Annotated in this window: 17 protein-coding genes; 4 read left to right on the top strand and 13 right to left on the bottom strand. The window is 74.6% G+C overall.

What is annotated here, in order from left to right; genetic code table 11:
* Positions 1–252: 252 nt before the first annotated feature.
* From BU198_RS39720 to BU198_RS39675, 10 genes are all read right to left on the bottom strand, one after another.
* Positions 253–699 (bottom strand): hypothetical protein, encoded by a 447-nt coding sequence (locus BU198_RS39720; RefSeq protein ID WP_188301593.1) that lies wholly within the window; start codon positions 697–699, stop codon positions 253–255.
* A 41-nt stretch (positions 700–740) separates the two neighbouring features.
* Positions 741–1,715 (bottom strand): polysaccharide deacetylase family protein, encoded by a 975-nt coding sequence (locus BU198_RS39715; RefSeq protein WP_188301592.1) that lies wholly within the window; start codon positions 1,713–1,715, stop codon positions 741–743.
* A 96-nt stretch (positions 1,716–1,811) separates the two neighbouring features.
* Positions 1,812–2,180, bottom strand: coding sequence for a sulfurtransferase TusA family protein (locus BU198_RS39710; protein ID WP_188301591.1), 369 nt, complete (start codon positions 2,178–2,180; stop codon positions 1,812–1,814).
* Positions 2,177–2,863 (bottom strand): class I SAM-dependent methyltransferase, encoded by a 687-nt coding sequence (locus tag BU198_RS39705; protein WP_188301590.1) that lies wholly within the window; start codon positions 2,861–2,863, stop codon positions 2,177–2,179. The genes BU198_RS39710 and BU198_RS39705 overlap by 4 nt, the downstream gene beginning before the upstream one ends.
* A 117-nt stretch (positions 2,864–2,980) precedes the next feature.
* Positions 2,981–3,472 carry a MarR family winged helix-turn-helix transcriptional regulator gene (locus tag BU198_RS39700; protein WP_188301589.1) on the bottom strand — a complete coding sequence of 164 codons (492 nt, stop codon included), beginning with the start codon at positions 3,470–3,472 and terminating at the stop codon, positions 2,981–2,983.
* 76 nt (positions 3,473–3,548) lie between these two features.
* Positions 3,549–3,908, bottom strand: a complete 360-nt coding sequence (locus tag BU198_RS39695; protein ID WP_188301588.1) for a DUF6204 family protein — start codon at positions 3,906–3,908, stop codon at positions 3,549–3,551.
* A 154-nt stretch (positions 3,909–4,062) separates the two neighbouring features.
* Positions 4,063–5,037 (bottom strand): aminoglycoside phosphotransferase family protein, encoded by a 975-nt coding sequence (locus BU198_RS39690; RefSeq protein WP_188301587.1) that lies wholly within the window; start codon positions 5,035–5,037, stop codon positions 4,063–4,065.
* A gap of 89 nt (positions 5,038–5,126) precedes the next feature.
* Positions 5,127–6,350 (bottom strand): serine hydrolase domain-containing protein, encoded by a 1,224-nt coding sequence (locus BU198_RS39685; protein ID WP_188301586.1) that lies wholly within the window; start codon positions 6,348–6,350, stop codon positions 5,127–5,129.
* 341 nt (positions 6,351–6,691) lie between these two features.
* Positions 6,692–7,381 (bottom strand): alpha/beta hydrolase, encoded by a 690-nt coding sequence (locus BU198_RS39680; protein WP_188301585.1) that lies wholly within the window; start codon positions 7,379–7,381, stop codon positions 6,692–6,694.
* Between the two features lie 32 nt (positions 7,382–7,413).
* Positions 7,414–7,743: a hypothetical protein gene (locus BU198_RS39675; protein WP_188301584.1), complete on the bottom strand. Its 330-nt coding sequence runs from the start codon at positions 7,741–7,743 to the stop codon at positions 7,414–7,416.
* A 404-nt stretch (positions 7,744–8,147) separates the two neighbouring features.
* Here BU198_RS39675 and BU198_RS39670 point away from each other — a divergent pair, with 404 nt between their 5' ends.
* Both BU198_RS39670 and BU198_RS39665 read left to right on the top strand, forming a co-directional pair.
* Positions 8,148–8,783: a WHG domain-containing protein gene (locus BU198_RS39670; protein ID WP_188301583.1), complete on the top strand. Its 636-nt coding sequence runs from the start codon at positions 8,148–8,150 to the stop codon at positions 8,781–8,783.
* 11 nt (positions 8,784–8,794) lie between these two features.
* Positions 8,795–10,213: a carotenoid oxygenase family protein gene (locus BU198_RS39665; RefSeq protein WP_188301582.1), complete on the top strand. Its 1,419-nt coding sequence runs from the start codon at positions 8,795–8,797 to the stop codon at positions 10,211–10,213.
* A gap of 74 nt (positions 10,214–10,287) precedes the next feature.
* Here BU198_RS39665 and BU198_RS39660 read toward each other — a convergent pair whose 3' ends face one another.
* From BU198_RS39660 to BU198_RS39650, 3 genes are all read right to left on the bottom strand, one after another.
* A complete protein-coding gene (locus tag BU198_RS39660; RefSeq protein WP_188301581.1) occupies positions 10,288–11,394 on the bottom strand; it encodes a CU044_5270 family protein in 1,107 nt (368 codons plus the stop codon).
* Positions 11,391–12,017: an RNA polymerase sigma factor gene (locus tag BU198_RS39655; RefSeq protein ID WP_223245564.1), complete on the bottom strand. Its 627-nt coding sequence runs from the start codon at positions 12,015–12,017 to the stop codon at positions 11,391–11,393. Before BU198_RS39655 ends, BU198_RS39660 begins: the two co-directional genes overlap by 4 nt.
* Before the next feature lie 96 nt (positions 12,018–12,113).
* Positions 12,114–12,890 carry a class I SAM-dependent methyltransferase gene (locus BU198_RS39650; RefSeq protein WP_188301579.1) on the bottom strand — a complete coding sequence of 259 codons (777 nt, stop codon included), beginning with the start codon at positions 12,888–12,890 and terminating at the stop codon, positions 12,114–12,116.
* A gap of 314 nt (positions 12,891–13,204) precedes the next feature.
* On the opposite strand from BU198_RS39650, the gene BU198_RS39645 reads away from it, so the two are divergent.
* Positions 13,205–14,716: a PQQ-binding-like beta-propeller repeat protein gene (locus BU198_RS39645; RefSeq protein ID WP_188301578.1), complete on the top strand. Its 1,512-nt coding sequence runs from the start codon at positions 13,205–13,207 to the stop codon at positions 14,714–14,716.
* Positions 14,717–14,847: 131 nt separating this feature from the next.
* Positions 14,848–15,657, top strand: a complete 810-nt coding sequence (locus tag BU198_RS39640) for an alpha/beta fold hydrolase (RefSeq protein WP_188301577.1) — start codon at positions 14,848–14,850, stop codon at positions 15,655–15,657.
* The last annotated feature ends 8 nt before the right edge of the window (positions 15,658–15,665 follow it).

Raw genomic sequence — 15,665 nt, 5'->3', positions numbered from 1 at the left:
CCGAGGCCCGGACTGGCGGTGGCCGTCCGGGAGTTGGCGGGGCCGGCCGTAGCGGCGGGGGTGGAGCCGGGGTCGGCGGAGGCGGCGGCCGTGGTCGCGGCGCTGGTGGAGCGGTACGGGCAGTGGTGCGTGGGGGCGGTGCCGGGGGATGCCGGGGCGGCGCGCGCCGTGGCGTGAGCCGGTTTCGTGGTCGGTGCTGGTGGTGTCGGGGCCGGTGGTGTCGCGGCCGGCGGGCTGTGGAGCTGGGGGCGGCTACCGGTGGGTGGGGCCGGGGAAGGTGGTGAGGAAGGCGTGCGCCTGGGCGCGGAGGTGGTCGACCGGCGGGTCCTCGCAGATCACCTCCAGGCCGAGTCCGGTCGCCTGGCCCAGGTGGTAGTAGGACTGGTAGGCGAGGTACGGGCGGTGGCCGTCGGTGGGGTCGAGTCCGACGGCGAAGGTCGCGAAGTGGGTCCGTTCGCCCTTGGCCTGGGCGGGCTCGGTGCGGGAGAGCTGCCATTCGAACTCGTACGGTTCGGGTTCGGCGGGCAGGTCCAGCAAGGCCTGGGCGAGCCGGCGGACGTCGTCCGGGTCGGCGAAGGGGAGCGACTCCGACCAGGCGGGGGCCGCGGCGAGCAGCTCCCAGCCGTCGCCGTTGTGGCCGACGGTCAGGGCCCACTCGCCGTTCGGGTCCTGCCAGCGGCAGCTGATGATCGGGTCCACGGCGGTCAACCTCCCTGTGGCGCTGGGTCGTTCGTGCCTCCTCATCGTGGCACACCGGGTGTCCCGCGGGCCTCGGGTGTGAGCCGTCCTCGGGCTCGTTGCCAGGCCTCCTGGAGCGCGCGGTAGCCGAGGACGGTGATGTCGTGCTCGGCGAGCGCCCGGTGTGCCTCGGGGGAGACGAGGAACTCGTGGTCGGTCTCCCGGACGCGTCGGCCGTCGTCCGGGCCGTGGGCGGTCGGGTCGCGGGGGTCCGGGCCACGAGGGCTCGGGCCGGGCAGGGCGGGGTGCAGGGCCCACTCGGTGAGGCCCGGTGGGAGGGCGGCGAGCAGCCGGGCGTAGTGGGCGGGCTTGTCGTCGAGGGGGACGGCGAAGCTGTCGAGGAAGCCGTGGTCCACGACCGGCAGGCCGCGTTCGCGCAGCCGGGCCAGCGCGGGCGGCAGCCAGACCCGGACCGCCAGGCCGTACTCGGCGCCGAGGGCGAGGGTGAGGTCGAGGATGTCCTCGCGGCCGCCGTCGGCGAGGCAGTGGAAGTCGAGGTGGGTGGGGGCGAGTCCGGCCGCCGCCACCGCGTCGATCTGGGCGCGGAACTCACGCTCGACGTGGTCGATCCTGGCCCGGGCGAGCAGTTCGGCGCGCCCGGCCGGAGTGGGGGCGAACAGCTCACCGGTGGCGTCGAGGAGGGAGGGCACCCGGTCGCGGGCGGCGAGCGGGCCCCAGCGGCGGTCCGGGGACTCGCGCACCGAGGTCTCGCAGACGAGGGTGAGGTGGACGCCGAAGGGGACCTCCGGGTGCCGGCGCAGCAGCCGGAGCGCGTGCGGGGCGGCGGCGCACGGGGTCATCAGGCTGCACGAGGCGGCGACGCCGTTGCGGACGGCGTCGATCACGGCGAGGTTGACGGACTCGTCCAGGCCGAGGTCGTCGCAGTTGAGCAGCAGGAGGCGGGCCTCGGGCGGGTGGCCGAGGAGGTGGTTGGCGGCCGGGGTCGGGGGCGGGGGCGTCGTGGCGGCCGTGGGCATGGGGGCAGTCTGTCCCGGCGCCGGAGTCCGGCGCGCGGGGATTTCCGCCGAGGGCGTGGGGCGCTTCGGGTGACGGGCGCCCCGGGCGACGGGTGGTCAGGCGGTGCCGGATTGCCCCCGGCCGGCGTCGGGCTGCGGCTGGCCGGCGTCGGGGGCCGGGTGCCAGGGGCGGTCCGGGCGGGTCGGGACCGGGGCGGAGGTGAGGCGCAGGGCGTACACCTCGCGGTCGGTGGCCTGGTACGGGACCTGGCCGAGGTACTCGTGGCCGGTCAGGTGGCACCAGGCGGGCAGGTCGAGCGGGGCGGCGGGGTCGGTGGTCTGGATGTGGACCACCGCGCCGGCCGGGAGGTGCGCGATTCGGGCGCGCAGCCGGAGCAGGAGCTGGACGCAGAGCAGGCCGGTGCCGTCGATGGTGAGGGCGGGGGCCTCGGTGTCGGTGGTGTGGGGGGCTTCGGGGGCGGTCATCGGGGGGTCTCCTGGGTGATGCGCCAGAGGCGGCGGGGCAGTCCGCCCTCCTCGAAGGGATGGACGTCGGTCAGGCGCCAGCCCTCGGCGAGCGCGTCCACCAGCTCGCGGGGGAAGAAGTGGACGGCGAAGCCGCCGTGCTCCCAGATGTCGTCCCCGTGGCCGGTGCCGGCGCCGTAGTGGGCGTCGCCGGTGTGGCGGACGGTGTAGACGAAGGTGCCGCCCGGGCGCAGGACGCGGCGGACCTCGGCGACGAGCGCCGTGATCTCCTCGGTGGAGAGCGCCATGCAGAGCAGCATGTGGGCGAAGACCGCGTCGACGGAGGCGTCGGGGAGGGGCAGCGGGTCACGGACGTCGTGGGCGAGGGGCGAGAGCCGGTCGGCCAGGCCCTGCTCCACCGCGGTGGCGTGCAACTGGTCCAGGCCGGTCGCACTGAAGTCGGCGGCCATGACGCGGAAGCCGGTACGGGCGAAGAACAGCGCGTCGCGGCCGTGGCCGGCGCCGAGTTCCAGCACGTCCCCGGCCCCGGCGGCGGTGAACACCCCGGCGGCGTACTCGGCGGGCGCGGAGGGCTGCTCGCCGTACATCCCGGGGTTGGCGGTGTAGGTCCGCTGCCAGTGCGTGCGTTGGGCGTCGGCGAGGGCGGGCTCCCGGCCGGGCCCGGTACCGGGGGTGTCGGTCATGGTGCTGCCCTTCGCGGGGGTGGGGTGGTACGAGTGGTGCGGGTCGGGCGGGTGGTGCGGGTCGTGTGGCCAGCCTAGGACGTGGTGCCGGGCGGTGGGTGTGGCGGGGTGCGCGGCTCAGCCGAGCCGCTGGCCGGGGGCGGTGCCGCCGAGGCGGGTGAGCAGGGCGGACAGCCGGCCGAGGTCCTCGGCGCTCCATCGCTCGGCCGCGAAGTGGTCGGCGGCGGCCTGGCGGGCGGTGTGCAGCATCTCGGCGAGCCGGTCGCGGCCGGTCGGGGTGAGGGCGGCATAGGCGACCCGGGCGTCGCGGGCGGCGGCCTCGCGGGAGACCAGGCCGATCCGCTCCAGCGGCGCGAGGCCGCGGGTGACGCCGGAGGCGGTGAGCCCGAGGGCGTCGGCGAGGTCGACCCGGCGCATCCGGCCGCCGGGGGCCTGGGACAGGTGGAGCAGCATGGTGAAGTCGGCCAGGCTGACGCCGTGCAGCCTGCTGAGGCTCGCGTCGAAGCGCCTGACCACGGCCGTCTGGGCGCGGACCAGTCGCAGGGCGGTGTCCAGCGGGTCGGGGCTCGGGCCCGTCGTGGACTGTGTGGGCTTCGCCTGTTCTGTCATTTGCCACCTCCTTGACTACTCAAGCATATCCGAAGAGGAGACCGTCAAGGAGGTGGCGAAGGGGGAGGGGGTCGGGTCAGTGCGCGGCGTTGGCGGCGCGGCGCTGCCGCTTGCCGAGCGGCGCCTGGGAGAGGTCCTCGGCCTGGGACCGGAGGTTCTTGTGGCCGTAGCCCCGTTCGGCCAGCCAGCTCCGGGCCGACTGCTCGGCCCGCTCGGTGGCCTCCAGGATGTCCTCCTCGGCCTCGCCGCCGTCGAGGAAGCGGAAGGTGAAGGCGGCCCGCGCGGACAGGTCGTAACTGAGGTGGCCCTCGCGGGTGAAGGCGGCGTGCAGCACGTCGTGCTCGGGGGCGGCGGCGAGCAGTTCGGCGCGCTGTTCGTCGGTGAGGCCGTCGAAGACGCCGCGCACCATGATGCGGAAGGTTCGGGTGGTGGTCATCCCCCGACCATAGGCAGTGCGGGCCGCCGACCGCCAACACGATTTCGGCGGGGCGTGGCAGCCTGAGGAGGGTCCGCCTCCTTGCAGGCGGGGCGGTCGGCCGGTGGGGACCGGAGGTCCGGGCTGATGTGCGTCGGCGACTGCGGGAGTCCTTTCAGCCGGAGGTGAGGACTTCGGCGAGCTGGTCCGCGTACCGGGTGAGCCGGTCGCGTTCGGGGCCGCTGCGGGCGCGCCGGAAGCCGTGCCGACGACCCCGGAAGGCGGCCTGGACGGCGTGGAGCTGGGCCCAGCGGCGGGTGCGTTCGCGGTCCAGCTCGGCGGCCTCGGCGAAGGCGTCGAGTGCGCGGAGGATCGCGCGGCGCACGTCCGCGGCGTCGAGCAGGGTGAGCGCGTGGGCCGTGAGCAGGGTGCCGCCGTCGTAGGCCGGATCTCCCAGGTACCCCTTGGGGTCCACGGCCAGCCAGGGTTCGCGCTCCGCGCGCAGGATGTTGCGGGCGTGGAGGTCGCCGTGGACGAGCAGGTCAGGCTGGGCGCGGGCGAGGTCGCGGACGGTCGCCAGGGCGGCCGCCACGGTGCGGGCCGGCAGGGCGTGGGGCAGCGAGGCCGCGTCGGCGCGCAGGCGGGTCTCCCAGTCCGGGGCCCGGTCGCTCAGCCGGGGCAGACCGGGTGGGCAACCGGGCGGACGGGGCGGTGCCGGGACGGCGAGCCGACGGCTGAGCCGCCCGGCGACCGTCACCACCTCGTCGCTGTCCCGGACTTCGGCGAGCGTGGCCGGGCTCACGCGTTCCAGCAGCATCGCGAAGCGCTCGACGTCCCGTTCGTACAGCCGGACGGCGCCCCGGCCCGCCCACACCGCGAAGGCGTCCGGCTCGTGGACGTTGCCGGGGTGGGGGAACGAGACCTTCAGTACGGCCGTCCGCCCCGCTGTCCGGCCCGCTGGATGCCCCGTGCCCGGCCGGACCGGGAGGACCAGACCGACGCCGCCGTGGGTGGCCACGCCGTCCGGCACGCAGCCCCAGTGTTCCAGCAGTTCGGCGGCGAGGCCGGGGAGTTCGGCGATCCAGGCCGCGCCGGGGGCTCCCTCGCGGTCGACGGTGGTGCGGACGAGCCCGTCGGGGATGGCGATCATCCGGACTCCTTGTGAGACGGCGGCCGAGTGTCAGTCGGTCAGTGGGCTGGTCGGTCAGTCGGTCGTGGGCTGGGCCGGTGCGGTCGGGGTCAGCTGGCGAAGGGCCCGAAGGTCGCGGCGGCGATGCGGAGCGCCGGTGCCGGGGCGCTGTCGTGGGTGCCGACGGAGTAGACCAGGCGCTTGCGCAGGTCCAGGCTGGCGAAGAAGGCGTCTGAGTACCCGAGGTCATGCCCGGTCTTGCCCCAGAGCACCGTGCCGTCCTGTAGGGGGAGCGCCATGAGCCCGGCGCTGTAGCAGGCCCGTCCCTTGTCCGGGCCGAACCGGCACTCACCCTCGGTGCGCATGGGGAGCAGCCGGCCGGAGGCGTCGCGCGGCAGTGTGAGCAGGTCGTGCATCTGCTGGGGCGGCAGGAGTTCGCCGCCCAGCAGGGCGCGCAGGAAGCGGTCGAGGTCGGCCGGAGTGGAGACCATCGACTCCGAGTTGCCGCCCTGCTCGGACACGTCGGTCGGGGTGCCGGCGTTGTCGGCGAAGTACCCGGTCAGGTGCGGTTCGGGCATCGTGGGCCTGCCCTCGGGCACCTCGGTGTGCCGCAGGCCGAGGGGCTTCAGGACGCGGGCCGTCACCTCCGCCCTGAACGTGTGCCCGGTCACCTGCTCGATGATCCGGCCCGCCAGCCGGTAGTTGAAGTTGTTGTACTCCTGTTCGGTGCCGGGGTCGAAGGCTCGGGTGACCTCGTGCCCGTCCTCGGGGTGGAGCGTCCTCTGGACGACCTGGTCGAGCGTCTCCAGGCCCCACCGGCGCGCGATCACCCCGTCGGCGTCGTGGGCCCCCGGGCCCTCGACGGCCTGCGGCAGCCCGCTGGTGTGGTCGAGGAGTTGACGGATGGTGATCGGCAGGGTGAAGTCCGCGGGCAGTGTGCCCGGCAGGTACTGCTGGACGGTGCCGTCCAGGGAGATCCGCCGCTCGGCGGCGAGTTGCAGTAACACGGTGGCGACGAAGGCCTTGTTGATGCTGCCGATCCGGAACGCGGCGTTCGGTGCCACCGGCCGCCCGCTCACCGGATCGCTGCCGCTGCCGCGCCAGGCCCGGCCGTCCACCGTCACCCGGGCGACCACGCCGGCCATCGGATCGCCCGGCCGGGCGGCGATCGCGGCGTCGAGGACGGCCGGGTCGGGACCGGTGGACGGTGCCTGGGCTGTGGCGAGGGTGGGTGCGGCCGCGAGGGCGGGTGTGGCGGGCGCGGCCGCGAGGAACAGGGTGGCGAGGCCGAGCGCGAGGGCGGCGGGCTTGGCGGCGGGCTTGACGAGGGGCATGTGTTTCTCCGGTCAGGTCAGGTCAGGTCCGGTGGGGTGGGCGCGGGTCGGAGTGACCCGCCCCGGAGAGGACGAAACTGACGATCATTCAGTTCCGCTTCGTGGAAGTGGAGGTGGAGGGCGCGCTCACGGAACACGGTGGAGGATCCCTTCTGCGGCGGCCCGGGTGGCCGCCCTCGCGGTGACTCCAAGATTGATCGCTGAGGGCCCGTTCGCGCATGTGCCGATCGGCAGGATTCCTGCGGGAAAGCAGCCGGGCCTCCCCTGCCGATCGGCAGGGGAGGCCCGGGGTGCGGGGCACGGGGTGTGCGGCGCGAGGTGCGGCAGGGGGAGGGGAGCGGCTACGCCCGGGCCGGGAGCCGGGTGCAGACCGCCCCCGCCGTCAGCGGGGCGGGCTCGGCGCCCAGGGTGGCGAGGGTGAAGCCGGTGGTCAGCGCGCTGATGTCGCGGGACTCGCGGAGCAGGTAGTGGTTGGCGCCCGGGGCCTCGTAGCGCGCGAGGCCGGGGACGACCTGCCGGGCGCGCAGCGCGTACTCCAGGGACTGGGCGGCGTTGGCCGAGCTGTGGTCGCCGGTGCCGTGGACGATCAGGACCCGCCGCCCGGCCAGCTGGTCCACCGGGTCGCCGCTGGGCAGCCAGGGGGCGATCCCGGCCACGCCGACCACGGACGGGTGCCCGGCGCACCAGAACGCGGCGCGCCCGCCCAGCGAGTTGCCGATCAGGACGACCGGTGTGCCCGGGTACCGCCGGGCGAGCTCGTCGAGCGCCCAGCGGGTGTCGACCGCGGTGTCGGCGTCGGCGCCGTTCCAGCCGCCGTGGCGGTAGCGCAGCAGGTGCACCGCGAGGCCGTGCGGCCGGCCGCGGTCGGCGAGTTCGGTGGCCAGGTCCCGCAGGCCCAGCTCGGCGACCTTCATCGGTGCGCGCCGGCTGCGGATGAATCCGCCCGGCAACAGCAGGGCGACGCCGTTGACCGGCCCCTCGCCCTGCCACGGGGTCAGCTCTGCGGTGCGCGGACGCTGCGCTCGGAACACGCGATATCCCTCCTGATTCGTACAGACGGATTCTACGGTTCCGATGACGGGTCGCGGTGCGCGAGCAGGGACCACAGGACCCATCCGGAGACCCGGTTGCGCACCACCATGACCTTCGCCCAGCGGGCGCCGAGCGGTGAGGTCCAGGTGTCCACGACCTCGACCCGGTCACCCGAACTGGCTAATCCGATGACGGGCTCCTCGCCGAAGTGGTCGACCCGGACGTTGGCGGCGTTGGCCGACACCTCCCACCAGCCCGAGCCGACCTCGGGCGCCAGGTCGGTGCCCGCGGTGACCGCCGCCGGGACGAGCAGGATGCCCAGGGCCACCACGGTGGCCGTGGCACGGCCGATCACGGCCACGGGAACCTCCTCGCGGTGCTGTGCGCGGGCAACGGGGGCGGCGTGGAGAGCGAGGGAGGCATGTACAGCAGAACGAGCGGACCGGTGGTGCGCGCACTGCCCGTGGCGGAGGCTCACTCGGTCGGCTCAGCGCGGGCCGGGAATTCCGCGGCCGACGGGCTGGACTCGCCTTGACGTGACGCCAACTTTCCTGCGGTGAACTGGTGTTGCGGTGCCGGGAGGGATGCGTCAGGTCCCTCGTTCGTGGGGCGCGCCAGTGTGCGGAAGGGGTGGAGGCCGGAGTGGAAAGTCGGACGGGCCGACTTCCTGCTCCGAGCAGGGGGTGTGTACGAGCCGCAGGGCTTCGGGCGGCGATCCGCAGACAGGGGTGGTAACACTGTTTTCCATCGGTTACATTGTTACCCATGAGCACGCCCTACCAGGACGCGCAGCGGGCCGGCCAGGACGCCGTGCGCGCCGTGATCCTCGACCGCGCCATCGCGCTCCTCGTCACCGAAGGCCCCGCCGGGCTGACCGTGCGCCGGATCGCCGCCGAGATCGGCTCCTCGACCAAGGTGCTGTACACGATGTTCGGAGGGAAGGAGGGGTTGCTCGACGCGCTGTACCGCGAGGGCTTCGCGCGGCTGCGCCGGGCGCAGGACGAAGTGCCGCGCGGAGAAGGGCCGTTGGCGTACCTGACCGCGCTCGGCCGGGCCTACCGGGAGCGGGCGCTCGCCGAACCCGCCTACTACCGGGTGATGTTCGAGCAGCCGGTGCCCGGATTCCGTCCCGGCGCCGAGGCCCTGGCCGTGGCGGACGGGGCGTTCGGCGCCTCGGTGGCCGCCGTGGACGCCTGCATGGCGGCCGGGGTCTTCCGGCCCGGCGACGCCCACGAGGTGTCCAAGCTGTTCTGGGCGGCCACCCACGGCGCGGTGAGCCTGGAGCTGGCCGGCCACTTCGCCCCGGCCGAGGCGGGCGCGCGCTACGAGGAGCTGATGGCCGCGCTGGGGCGGGCGTTCGGCGCCGGCGCCCCGACACCTGACGAGACGGCGACACCATGAGGAGAGACGCCATGAGTGGGAGCACCGTGAGCAGGAACAGCACGAGCAGGACCATCACCAGCCGCAACCGCTACCTGTCCGGGAACTTCGCCCCGGTGGCCGAGGAGGTCACCGCCCACGACCTGCCCGTCACCGGCCGGATCCCGGCCCACCTCGACGGCCGCTACCTGCGCAACGGCCCCAATCCGCTGGGCATCGAGGACCCGGCCGCGCACCTGTGGACGCTCGGCGCGGGCATGGTGCACGGCGTCCGGTTACGGGACGGTCGCGCCGAGTGGTACCGCAACCGCTGGGTGCGCTCCGGCACGGTCGCCGACCGGCTCGGCGAGCCCCGGCGCGGCACGCCCGTCGACGAGCGGCTGGACATCTCGCCCAACGTGCAGGTCGCCGGCCTCGCCGGGCGCACCTACGCCCTGATCGAGGGCGGCATCCGCCCGTACGAACTCACCTACGAGCTGGACACGGTGGGCCCGTGCGAGCTGGGCGCCACGCCGGAGGGGTACAGCGCCAACGCCCACTCGATCCTCGACCCGCACACCGGGGAACTGCACTCGCTGGCCTTCCGCTACGGCTCGGAGCAGGTGCAGCACATCGTGATGGACGCCGGCGGCACCGTCCGGCGCAGCACGCTGATCGAGGTGCCGGGGAACCCGTACATGCACGACTTCGCGCTCACCGAGCGGTTCGTGCTGCTGTACGACACGCCGGTGGTGTTCAGCGCGGCGCACCTGGCCACCGGCGTGCCCTTCACCTGGGACGAGCGGCGCGCCGCCCGGCTCGGGGTGATGCCGCGCGAGGGCGGTGCGGTGCGGTGGTTCGAGCTGTCGCCGCACCTGGTCGGGCACACCCTCAACGCGTACGAGCGGACGGCGGATTCGCTGGTGGTCGACGTCGTGCGGCACCCGCCGGGGATGGACCTGCGCGACATCGGCGCGAGCCGGCCCACGCTCGACCGCTGGACGGTCGACCTGGCGGCGGGGACGGTGCGGGAGGAGCGGCTGGACGACCGGGTGCAGGAGTTCCCGCGCCTCAACGCGCGCCACACCGGCCGCCCGTACCGCTACGGCTACGCCGCCGCCGTCGAGCTCTACGCGTCGCCGGCCGGCCCCGGGGACGACCGCCCGGACGAGGGCTTCAGCAACGCCCTGCTCAAGCACGACCTGCGTCGGGGGACCGTCGAGGCCCACGAGTTCGGGCGCTACGGGGCGGTGGGCGAGGGGGTGTTCGTCGCCGCCGAGTCGCCGGCGGCGGAGGACGACGGCTATCTGATGGCGTACGTCCTCGACCCGGCCCGGGGTGCGACGGACCTGGTGATCCTCGCCGCCGAGGACTTCACCGGCGAGCCGGTGGCCCGCATCCACCTGCCGGTGCGGGTGCCGCTCGGCCTGCACGGGAACTGGGTGCCGGGCGGCGAGCCGGGCCTCGGCTGAGGGGGTTCCCGGCCGGGCGCCGTCCGGGCGCGCCCGGGTCGGCAGTCACCTGCCGACCCGGGCCGAAGCTCCGGTCAGGCGGCCCCGCCGGGAGCGGGCCGCTGCTTCAGGGTGTCGACGACGGTCCGCTCCAGGACGGCGGTGCGCTCGGTGACCGTCCCGGGCTTGACGTTGTTCACCTGCTTGACCTGGACGCCGCGACTGCCCAGGTAGGCGAAGGTCGTGCGGTCGAAGACGAGCTCGATGCGTTCGCCGGTCTTCTCGTCCAGGCGGGCCAGGGCGAGGCCGGTGCGGCCGGCGGCGTCCTGGGAGTTCTGGACGACGACCACCCCGGGGATGTCCGCGGCGGCCCGGTAGAGCGCGGCGGCGTTCGGGGCCGGTACGAGCTGCTCGTTGACGACCGCCTTGATCGTCTCGAACGCCTGCTGGTCCCGGTCACGCGGGCCGCCGGTGGTCGCGTAGATCGCCTTCAGCAGCGGTTCCGGGTCGGTCGGCTGGGCCTTGAGCCAGTCGTACGACAGGGTGGGGGCCTCGCCGGGGATGTCCTTGCCGTTCACCGGCTTGGAGTGGGGGTTGTCCTTGCCGAGGCCGAGGCCGCCCTCGGGCAGCTGGCCGGGCTCGTCGACCCAGCCGCCGCGCGCGTCGGGGGACTTCCAGATCTCGCGCTGGTGCAGCGGCTGCACCCACGTCCTGGACTCGTCGTTGTCGGCGTTGTGCGAGTAGGACAGGTAGGAGACCTCGCTCCTGACGTAGATGTACTGGCCGGGCTTGGGCTCCGGAGTCCGCTGCTTGCTCACGGCGGCGGCGATCTGCTGGACGGTCGAGACGAGCTGGAGGGCGCTGCCCTCCTCGATCGGCACGACGGGCGCCTCCACGGAAGCCGACCCCGTCCGCGGTGCGCCGCCGGTCAGCGCGTTGACGGCGACGACGGCGGTGAGCGCGGCGGCGGTGACCGGGAGGGCGATCAGCAGGGCGCGCCGAGCCGGCCGCTTCGCGGTCGGGGGTGCGGGAGTGCGGATCTCGTTCAACAGGTGCTCCTCGAACAGCAGCTGACGGTCGAGCGGCATCGGGGGGATCGACGGGGCCGGCAGCAGCCGGGCGAGGTCCGCGTGGTCCGGCTCCGTGGACTCCGGCTCCGTGGGGTCCAGGGGCTCGGTCCGCTTCCAGAACTTGCGGGTCATCCGTACGTCTCCTCGTGCGACTCGTACGACCGGGCCGCGCAGGTGCGGCCGCCCTGTACTTGTCCGGGACGCGGAAGCGGTTCCCGGTTCTTCTTCAGTTCCTGTCCGGCGAGTTTGCGCAGTCGGGTGCGGGCGCGTGAGAGGCGCGAACGCACGGTGCCGACCGGGATCCCGAGCGCGGCGGCGGCCTCGGCGTACCCCAGTCCGGACCAGACGCACAGGGTGAACACCTCGCGCTCGGAGCGGCGCAGTTGCTTCAGCGCCCGCTGGGCGGCGGCGAGCTGGTCGGCGTCGGCCATCCGCCCGACGAGTTCGTCGGCGAAGTCCGGGACGGTGTCGCGGGCGGGCAGGCGTCCGAGGGCCGCGTGGTGGCGGCGTGCGGCACGGCGGGTGTTGCGCAGCACGTTGACGGCGATGCCCATGAGCCACGGGCGCGGGCCGGCCTCGTGGTCGAGGAGTCGGCCGCGCAGCCGCCAGGCCTCCAGGAAGGTCAGTGAGACGACGTCCTCGGCGAGGTCCCGGTCACCGCTCACGCGGACGGCGTGCCGATGGACCAGGGGGGCATGGTCGCGGAAGAGTTCCCTGAACGCCTCGGGGTCCCCCGCGCGTATCCGGGCGTGCAATGTGTAGTCCACGAAGTGCCTTGTCCGCCGCGGCCGCCCGGTTCCGGTGACCTGCCTCACACGAGGCGTCAAGGGGCCAATATGTGCCCCTGGGCGTCACCGGGGCCGGGTGGCCCGGAGGGAGTAGGACTGCGGGGCGGGGGAGCCGGCCGGCACGCGGTAGTGGGCGTGGTCGTGCTCGTGGAGGAAGTCCAGGCGGAGTCCGGCGTCGGCCAGGGCGGTGACGACCTCCCCGAGGCCGTGCTGCCACTGGACGGTGACGGTGGAGTCGAGCCGGGCGTCCGGGTCGGCGTAGGTGCCGGGGAAGTCGACGACGATCGGCGTGCGCTCGAAGTAGTCCTCCTCGAAGGTGCGCCCGTCGTCGGCGAGCACGTCGGCCACCGGGTGGTGCTCGGCGAGGTAGAGGAAGCCGCCGGGGGTGAGGAGCGAGGCGACCGTACGGGCCCAGCGGGTGAGGTCGGGGAGCCAGCAGAGGGCGCCGAAGCCGGTGTAGACGATGTCGTACGTCCGGCCGTCGAGCGCCTCGGCGGCGTCGTGGACGTCGGAGGTGACGAACCGGGCGTCGGCGGCGCCGATCCGGGCGGCGAGGTCGGCGGCCGCCGCGACGGCCGGGGCGGAGAAGTCGAGCCCGGTGACGACGGCGCCGCGGCGGGCCCAGGAGAGGGTGTCGAGCCCGATGTGGCACTGGAGGTGGAGCAGCGTGCGGCCGGTGACGTCGCCGACCTCGGCGGGCTCGTAGCCCTGGAGGGTGTCGCGGCCCGCCACGAAGCCGGGCAGGTCGTAGAAGGCTCCGGCGGTGTGGACGGGGACGCGCTCGTCCCAGTTCGCGCGGTTGGCGGTGAGCCAGTCGGGGGTGTCGGGAGTCGCGGTCATGTCGGGCCACGCTAGCCAGTGACCGGAGGGCGGGCAATCGGTTTCCGGACGGGTGACGGGTGACGGGTGACGGGTGACGGGTGACAAGGCGGGGCAGCCGGCTGACGGGGTAGCGCGGACGGGTGACGGCGCCGGGCCCGACGGGTGAAGGCGCCGGGCCGGGACTTCCGGCGATCCCGCCGTCCGCGGCCTGGTATGTACGGGGCATGGCCGGGGTTTTCCCTGCTCTTTGTTCCGGATCATGACCGGCTCTGCGACGATCCGGTGATCGTCGCCCCGCGCGGTGGGCGGCGCGTCGCAGGGGAGAGACCGGCATGGCCGTTTGGCCCGCGGACAGGGTCGTCAGGGCGAGGTGGGGCGCCGGCGTCGCCTGGGGCAGGGAGACCTGGCTGGTGGTCTCCGGCGGCGTGCTCGGGGCGATGTTCGCGAGCATGGGGCTGGCGGTGCTGTTCGGCCCGGCGAACGGGTTCGGCGGCGACAGCCTGGCCTACATGGGGATCATCAGCATCCTCGGGCTGATGCCCTGCAGCGCGGGCTTCGTCTGGGCGCTGATCCACCCCAGGGCCGGGTTCCCCTCGGCCGCCGTCGGCGCTCTGCTCGGGCTCGGGATCTTCGTCGCCTTCGCCGGGGACGGCCTCAACGACTCCTGGAAGGTGCCGCCGGACCGGCCGTCCACGATCCGCGCGGTGGGCAGTTGGGCCAGCGGGGACCTGGTGGTGCGGGTCCGCCCGGACCTGGTGGTGGCGTACCGCGGTGCCACCGGGGCCGTCGCCTGGAGCTGGACCCCGCCCGGGGAGGACTCGGTGTGCGCGATGAGCCGCGGGACCGGTCCAGGGGACCAGGCCCGGGCCGGCGCCGTCGGGCTGATCGGCCACTCGCCGCACGACCGGCCGTGCTCGGCCGTGACGGCGCTCGACCTCGCCGACGGCCGGGAGGGCTGGACCGCCACCGTGGACGCACCCGCCAGGGACGGGGACGACGCGACGCCCGACGTGGTCGCCGTGGCAGGCCCGCAGGCCCTGCTCCAGGAGCGGAGCGGCTGGCGCGCCGTACGGCTCGCGGACGGCCGGGACGTCTGGCGCAGTACGCCCGACCCCGGCTGCACGCCGTTGCAGGTCGCGGGCGGCGCCGGGGACGCCGTGACGGTCGCGCGGTGCGGCGACGCGGCGCCCGTGCTGCGCTCGCTGGCACCGGCGGACGGACGGGAGCGGGAGCGGATCGCGCTGCCCGTGGCGGGCGGGCTGCGCAACCTCGCGGTGCTGTCGGTCGACCCGCTCGCCGTCTGGGTGGACGACGGGGCCGAGCGCGGCACCCACGCGGTGCTCGGCTACGACCGGTCCGGCCGGCAGCGGGCGGCGATACCGGTCGCCGGGGACGAGTACGACCTGGACGTGATGCTGGGCGGGCTGCACGCCTTCGACGAGTTCAGCGCCAGGCCGCTGTTCGGCGGGGTGGTCGTCGGGGACCTGTTCATCGTGCCGGGGGAGAAGCCCGGCGACGTCGGCATCAGCGGCGGCAGGCACCCCGGCAGGACCGCCACCGGCCGGCTGCTGGCGTACTCGCTCGCGGACGGCGGCAAGCGCTGGACGGCGGAGCTCGACGACCAGGTGACCGGCCTGGTGGTGGACGGCGCCTCGGTGTGGGCGATGACCAGGGGCCGGGTGACCAGGGTGGAGGCGGCGACCGGGCGGCGGAGCGCCGTGCTGGACGTCAACGGCACCGCCTCGCTCTACCCGGTGGACCTCTCGCTGTCCGGCTCGGAACGCTTCACCGTGGTGGCCGAGGACGGGACGCGGGACGAGCCGCCGGTGCGGGGGCTGAGCTGACCGGGGGCCGCGCCCGAGGTCGCCGAGCGGGCGCCCGTTCCCGGGGTGTCCGCTCCGGGCCGTGGGCCTGAGCCTTCCGGGCGGTTGTGTCAGGCTGGTGGAGGAGCACCGCCGACACCGGGAGGCTCGTGATGGCGGAGATCAGGGTGAACGGGGTGGGGCTGCACTACGAGGCCCACGGCGAGGGCCCCGGGGTCGTGCTGGTGCACGGCTCCTGGAGCGACGGGGACTCCTGGGCGCGGGTGCTGCCCGGCCTGGCCGAGTCCACCACCGTGGTCGCCTACGACCGCCGGGGGCACAGCCGCAGCGAGGACCCGCTCACCCAGGGTTCGGTGCACGAGGACGCGGCCGACCTGGCCGGGCTGCTCCACGCGCTGGGCCTCGCCCCCGCCTTCGTCTACGGCGATTCCTACGGCGCGCTGGTCGCCCTCAGGCTCGCCGCCGCCAGGCCCGACCTGCTGCGGGGGATCGCCGTGCACGAGCCGCCGGGCACCGGCATCCTGCTCGCCGACCCGGACCTGCGGCCGATCGGCACCGGCTTCGCCGACCGGATCGCCGCCGTCCGGGAGCTGCTGGAGCAGGCCGAGTCCGCCGCGGCGGCCGAACTGTACGTGGACAGCCTCGCCCTCGGCCCCGGCGCCTGGGAGCAGCTGCCCGCGCCGGTGCGGCACAGCTACATCCGCAACGCGCCCACCTACCTCGACGAGCTGCGCGACCCGGACGCGCTCGACCTCGACCTCACCGGGCTCTCCCGGTTCGGCGAGCCCGCGCTGCTCACCCAGAGCGACGACAGCGCGCCGATGTTCGGCGAGGTGCTGGACCTGATCGACCTCGCCCTGCCCAAGCCGGAACGCCACCTGTACGAGGGCGCCGGGCACGCCCCGCACCTGTCGCAGCCGGAGGAGTGGGTGCGGGTGGTGCTGCCGCGCGCGCTGCGCTGAGGCGGGTG

It is taken from the genome of Streptomyces sp. CBMA156 (genome assembly GCF_014596515.1).
GTDB lineage: Bacteria > Actinomycetota > Actinomycetes > Streptomycetales > Streptomycetaceae > Kitasatospora.
The sequence above is the reverse complement of the archived record's forward strand: the minus strand, read 5'-3'. Positions and strand labels throughout refer to the sequence as shown.

Coding starts and splice junctions, on each gene's coding strand:
- BU198_RS39715 (WP_188301592.1), bottom strand. CDS start 1,715: ATGCCCACGGCCGCCACGACGCCCCCGCCCCCGACCCCGGCCGCCAAC.
- BU198_RS39710 (WP_188301591.1), bottom strand. CDS start 2,180: ATGACCGCCCCCGAAGCCCCCCACACCACCGACACCGAGGCCCCCGCC.
- BU198_RS39705 (WP_188301590.1), bottom strand. CDS start 2,863: ATGACCGACACCCCCGGTACCGGGCCCGGCCGGGAGCCCGCCCTCGCC.
- BU198_RS39700 (WP_188301589.1), bottom strand. CDS start 3,472: ATGACAGAACAGGCGAAGCCCACACAGTCCACGACGGGCCCGAGCCCC.
- BU198_RS39695 (WP_188301588.1), bottom strand. CDS start 3,908: ATGACCACCACCCGAACCTTCCGCATCATGGTGCGCGGCGTCTTCGAC.
- BU198_RS39690 (WP_188301587.1), bottom strand. CDS start 5,037: ATGATCGCCATCCCCGACGGGCTCGTCCGCACCACCGTCGACCGCGAG.
- BU198_RS39685 (WP_188301586.1), bottom strand. CDS start 6,350: ATGCCCCTCGTCAAGCCCGCCGCCAAGCCCGCCGCCCTCGCGCTCGGC.
- BU198_RS39670 (WP_188301583.1), top strand. CDS start 8,148: ATGAGCACGCCCTACCAGGACGCGCAGCGGGCCGGCCAGGACGCCGTG.
- BU198_RS39665 (WP_188301582.1), top strand. CDS start 8,795: ATGAGTGGGAGCACCGTGAGCAGGAACAGCACGAGCAGGACCATCACC.
- BU198_RS39660 (WP_188301581.1), bottom strand. CDS start 11,394: ATGACCCGCAAGTTCTGGAAGCGGACCGAGCCCCTGGACCCCACGGAG.
- BU198_RS39650 (WP_188301579.1), bottom strand. CDS start 12,890: ATGACCGCGACTCCCGACACCCCCGACTGGCTCACCGCCAACCGCGCG.
- BU198_RS39645 (WP_188301578.1), top strand. CDS start 13,205: ATGGCCGTTTGGCCCGCGGACAGGGTCGTCAGGGCGAGGTGGGGCGCC.
- BU198_RS39640 (WP_188301577.1), top strand. CDS start 14,848: ATGGCGGAGATCAGGGTGAACGGGGTGGGGCTGCACTACGAGGCCCAC.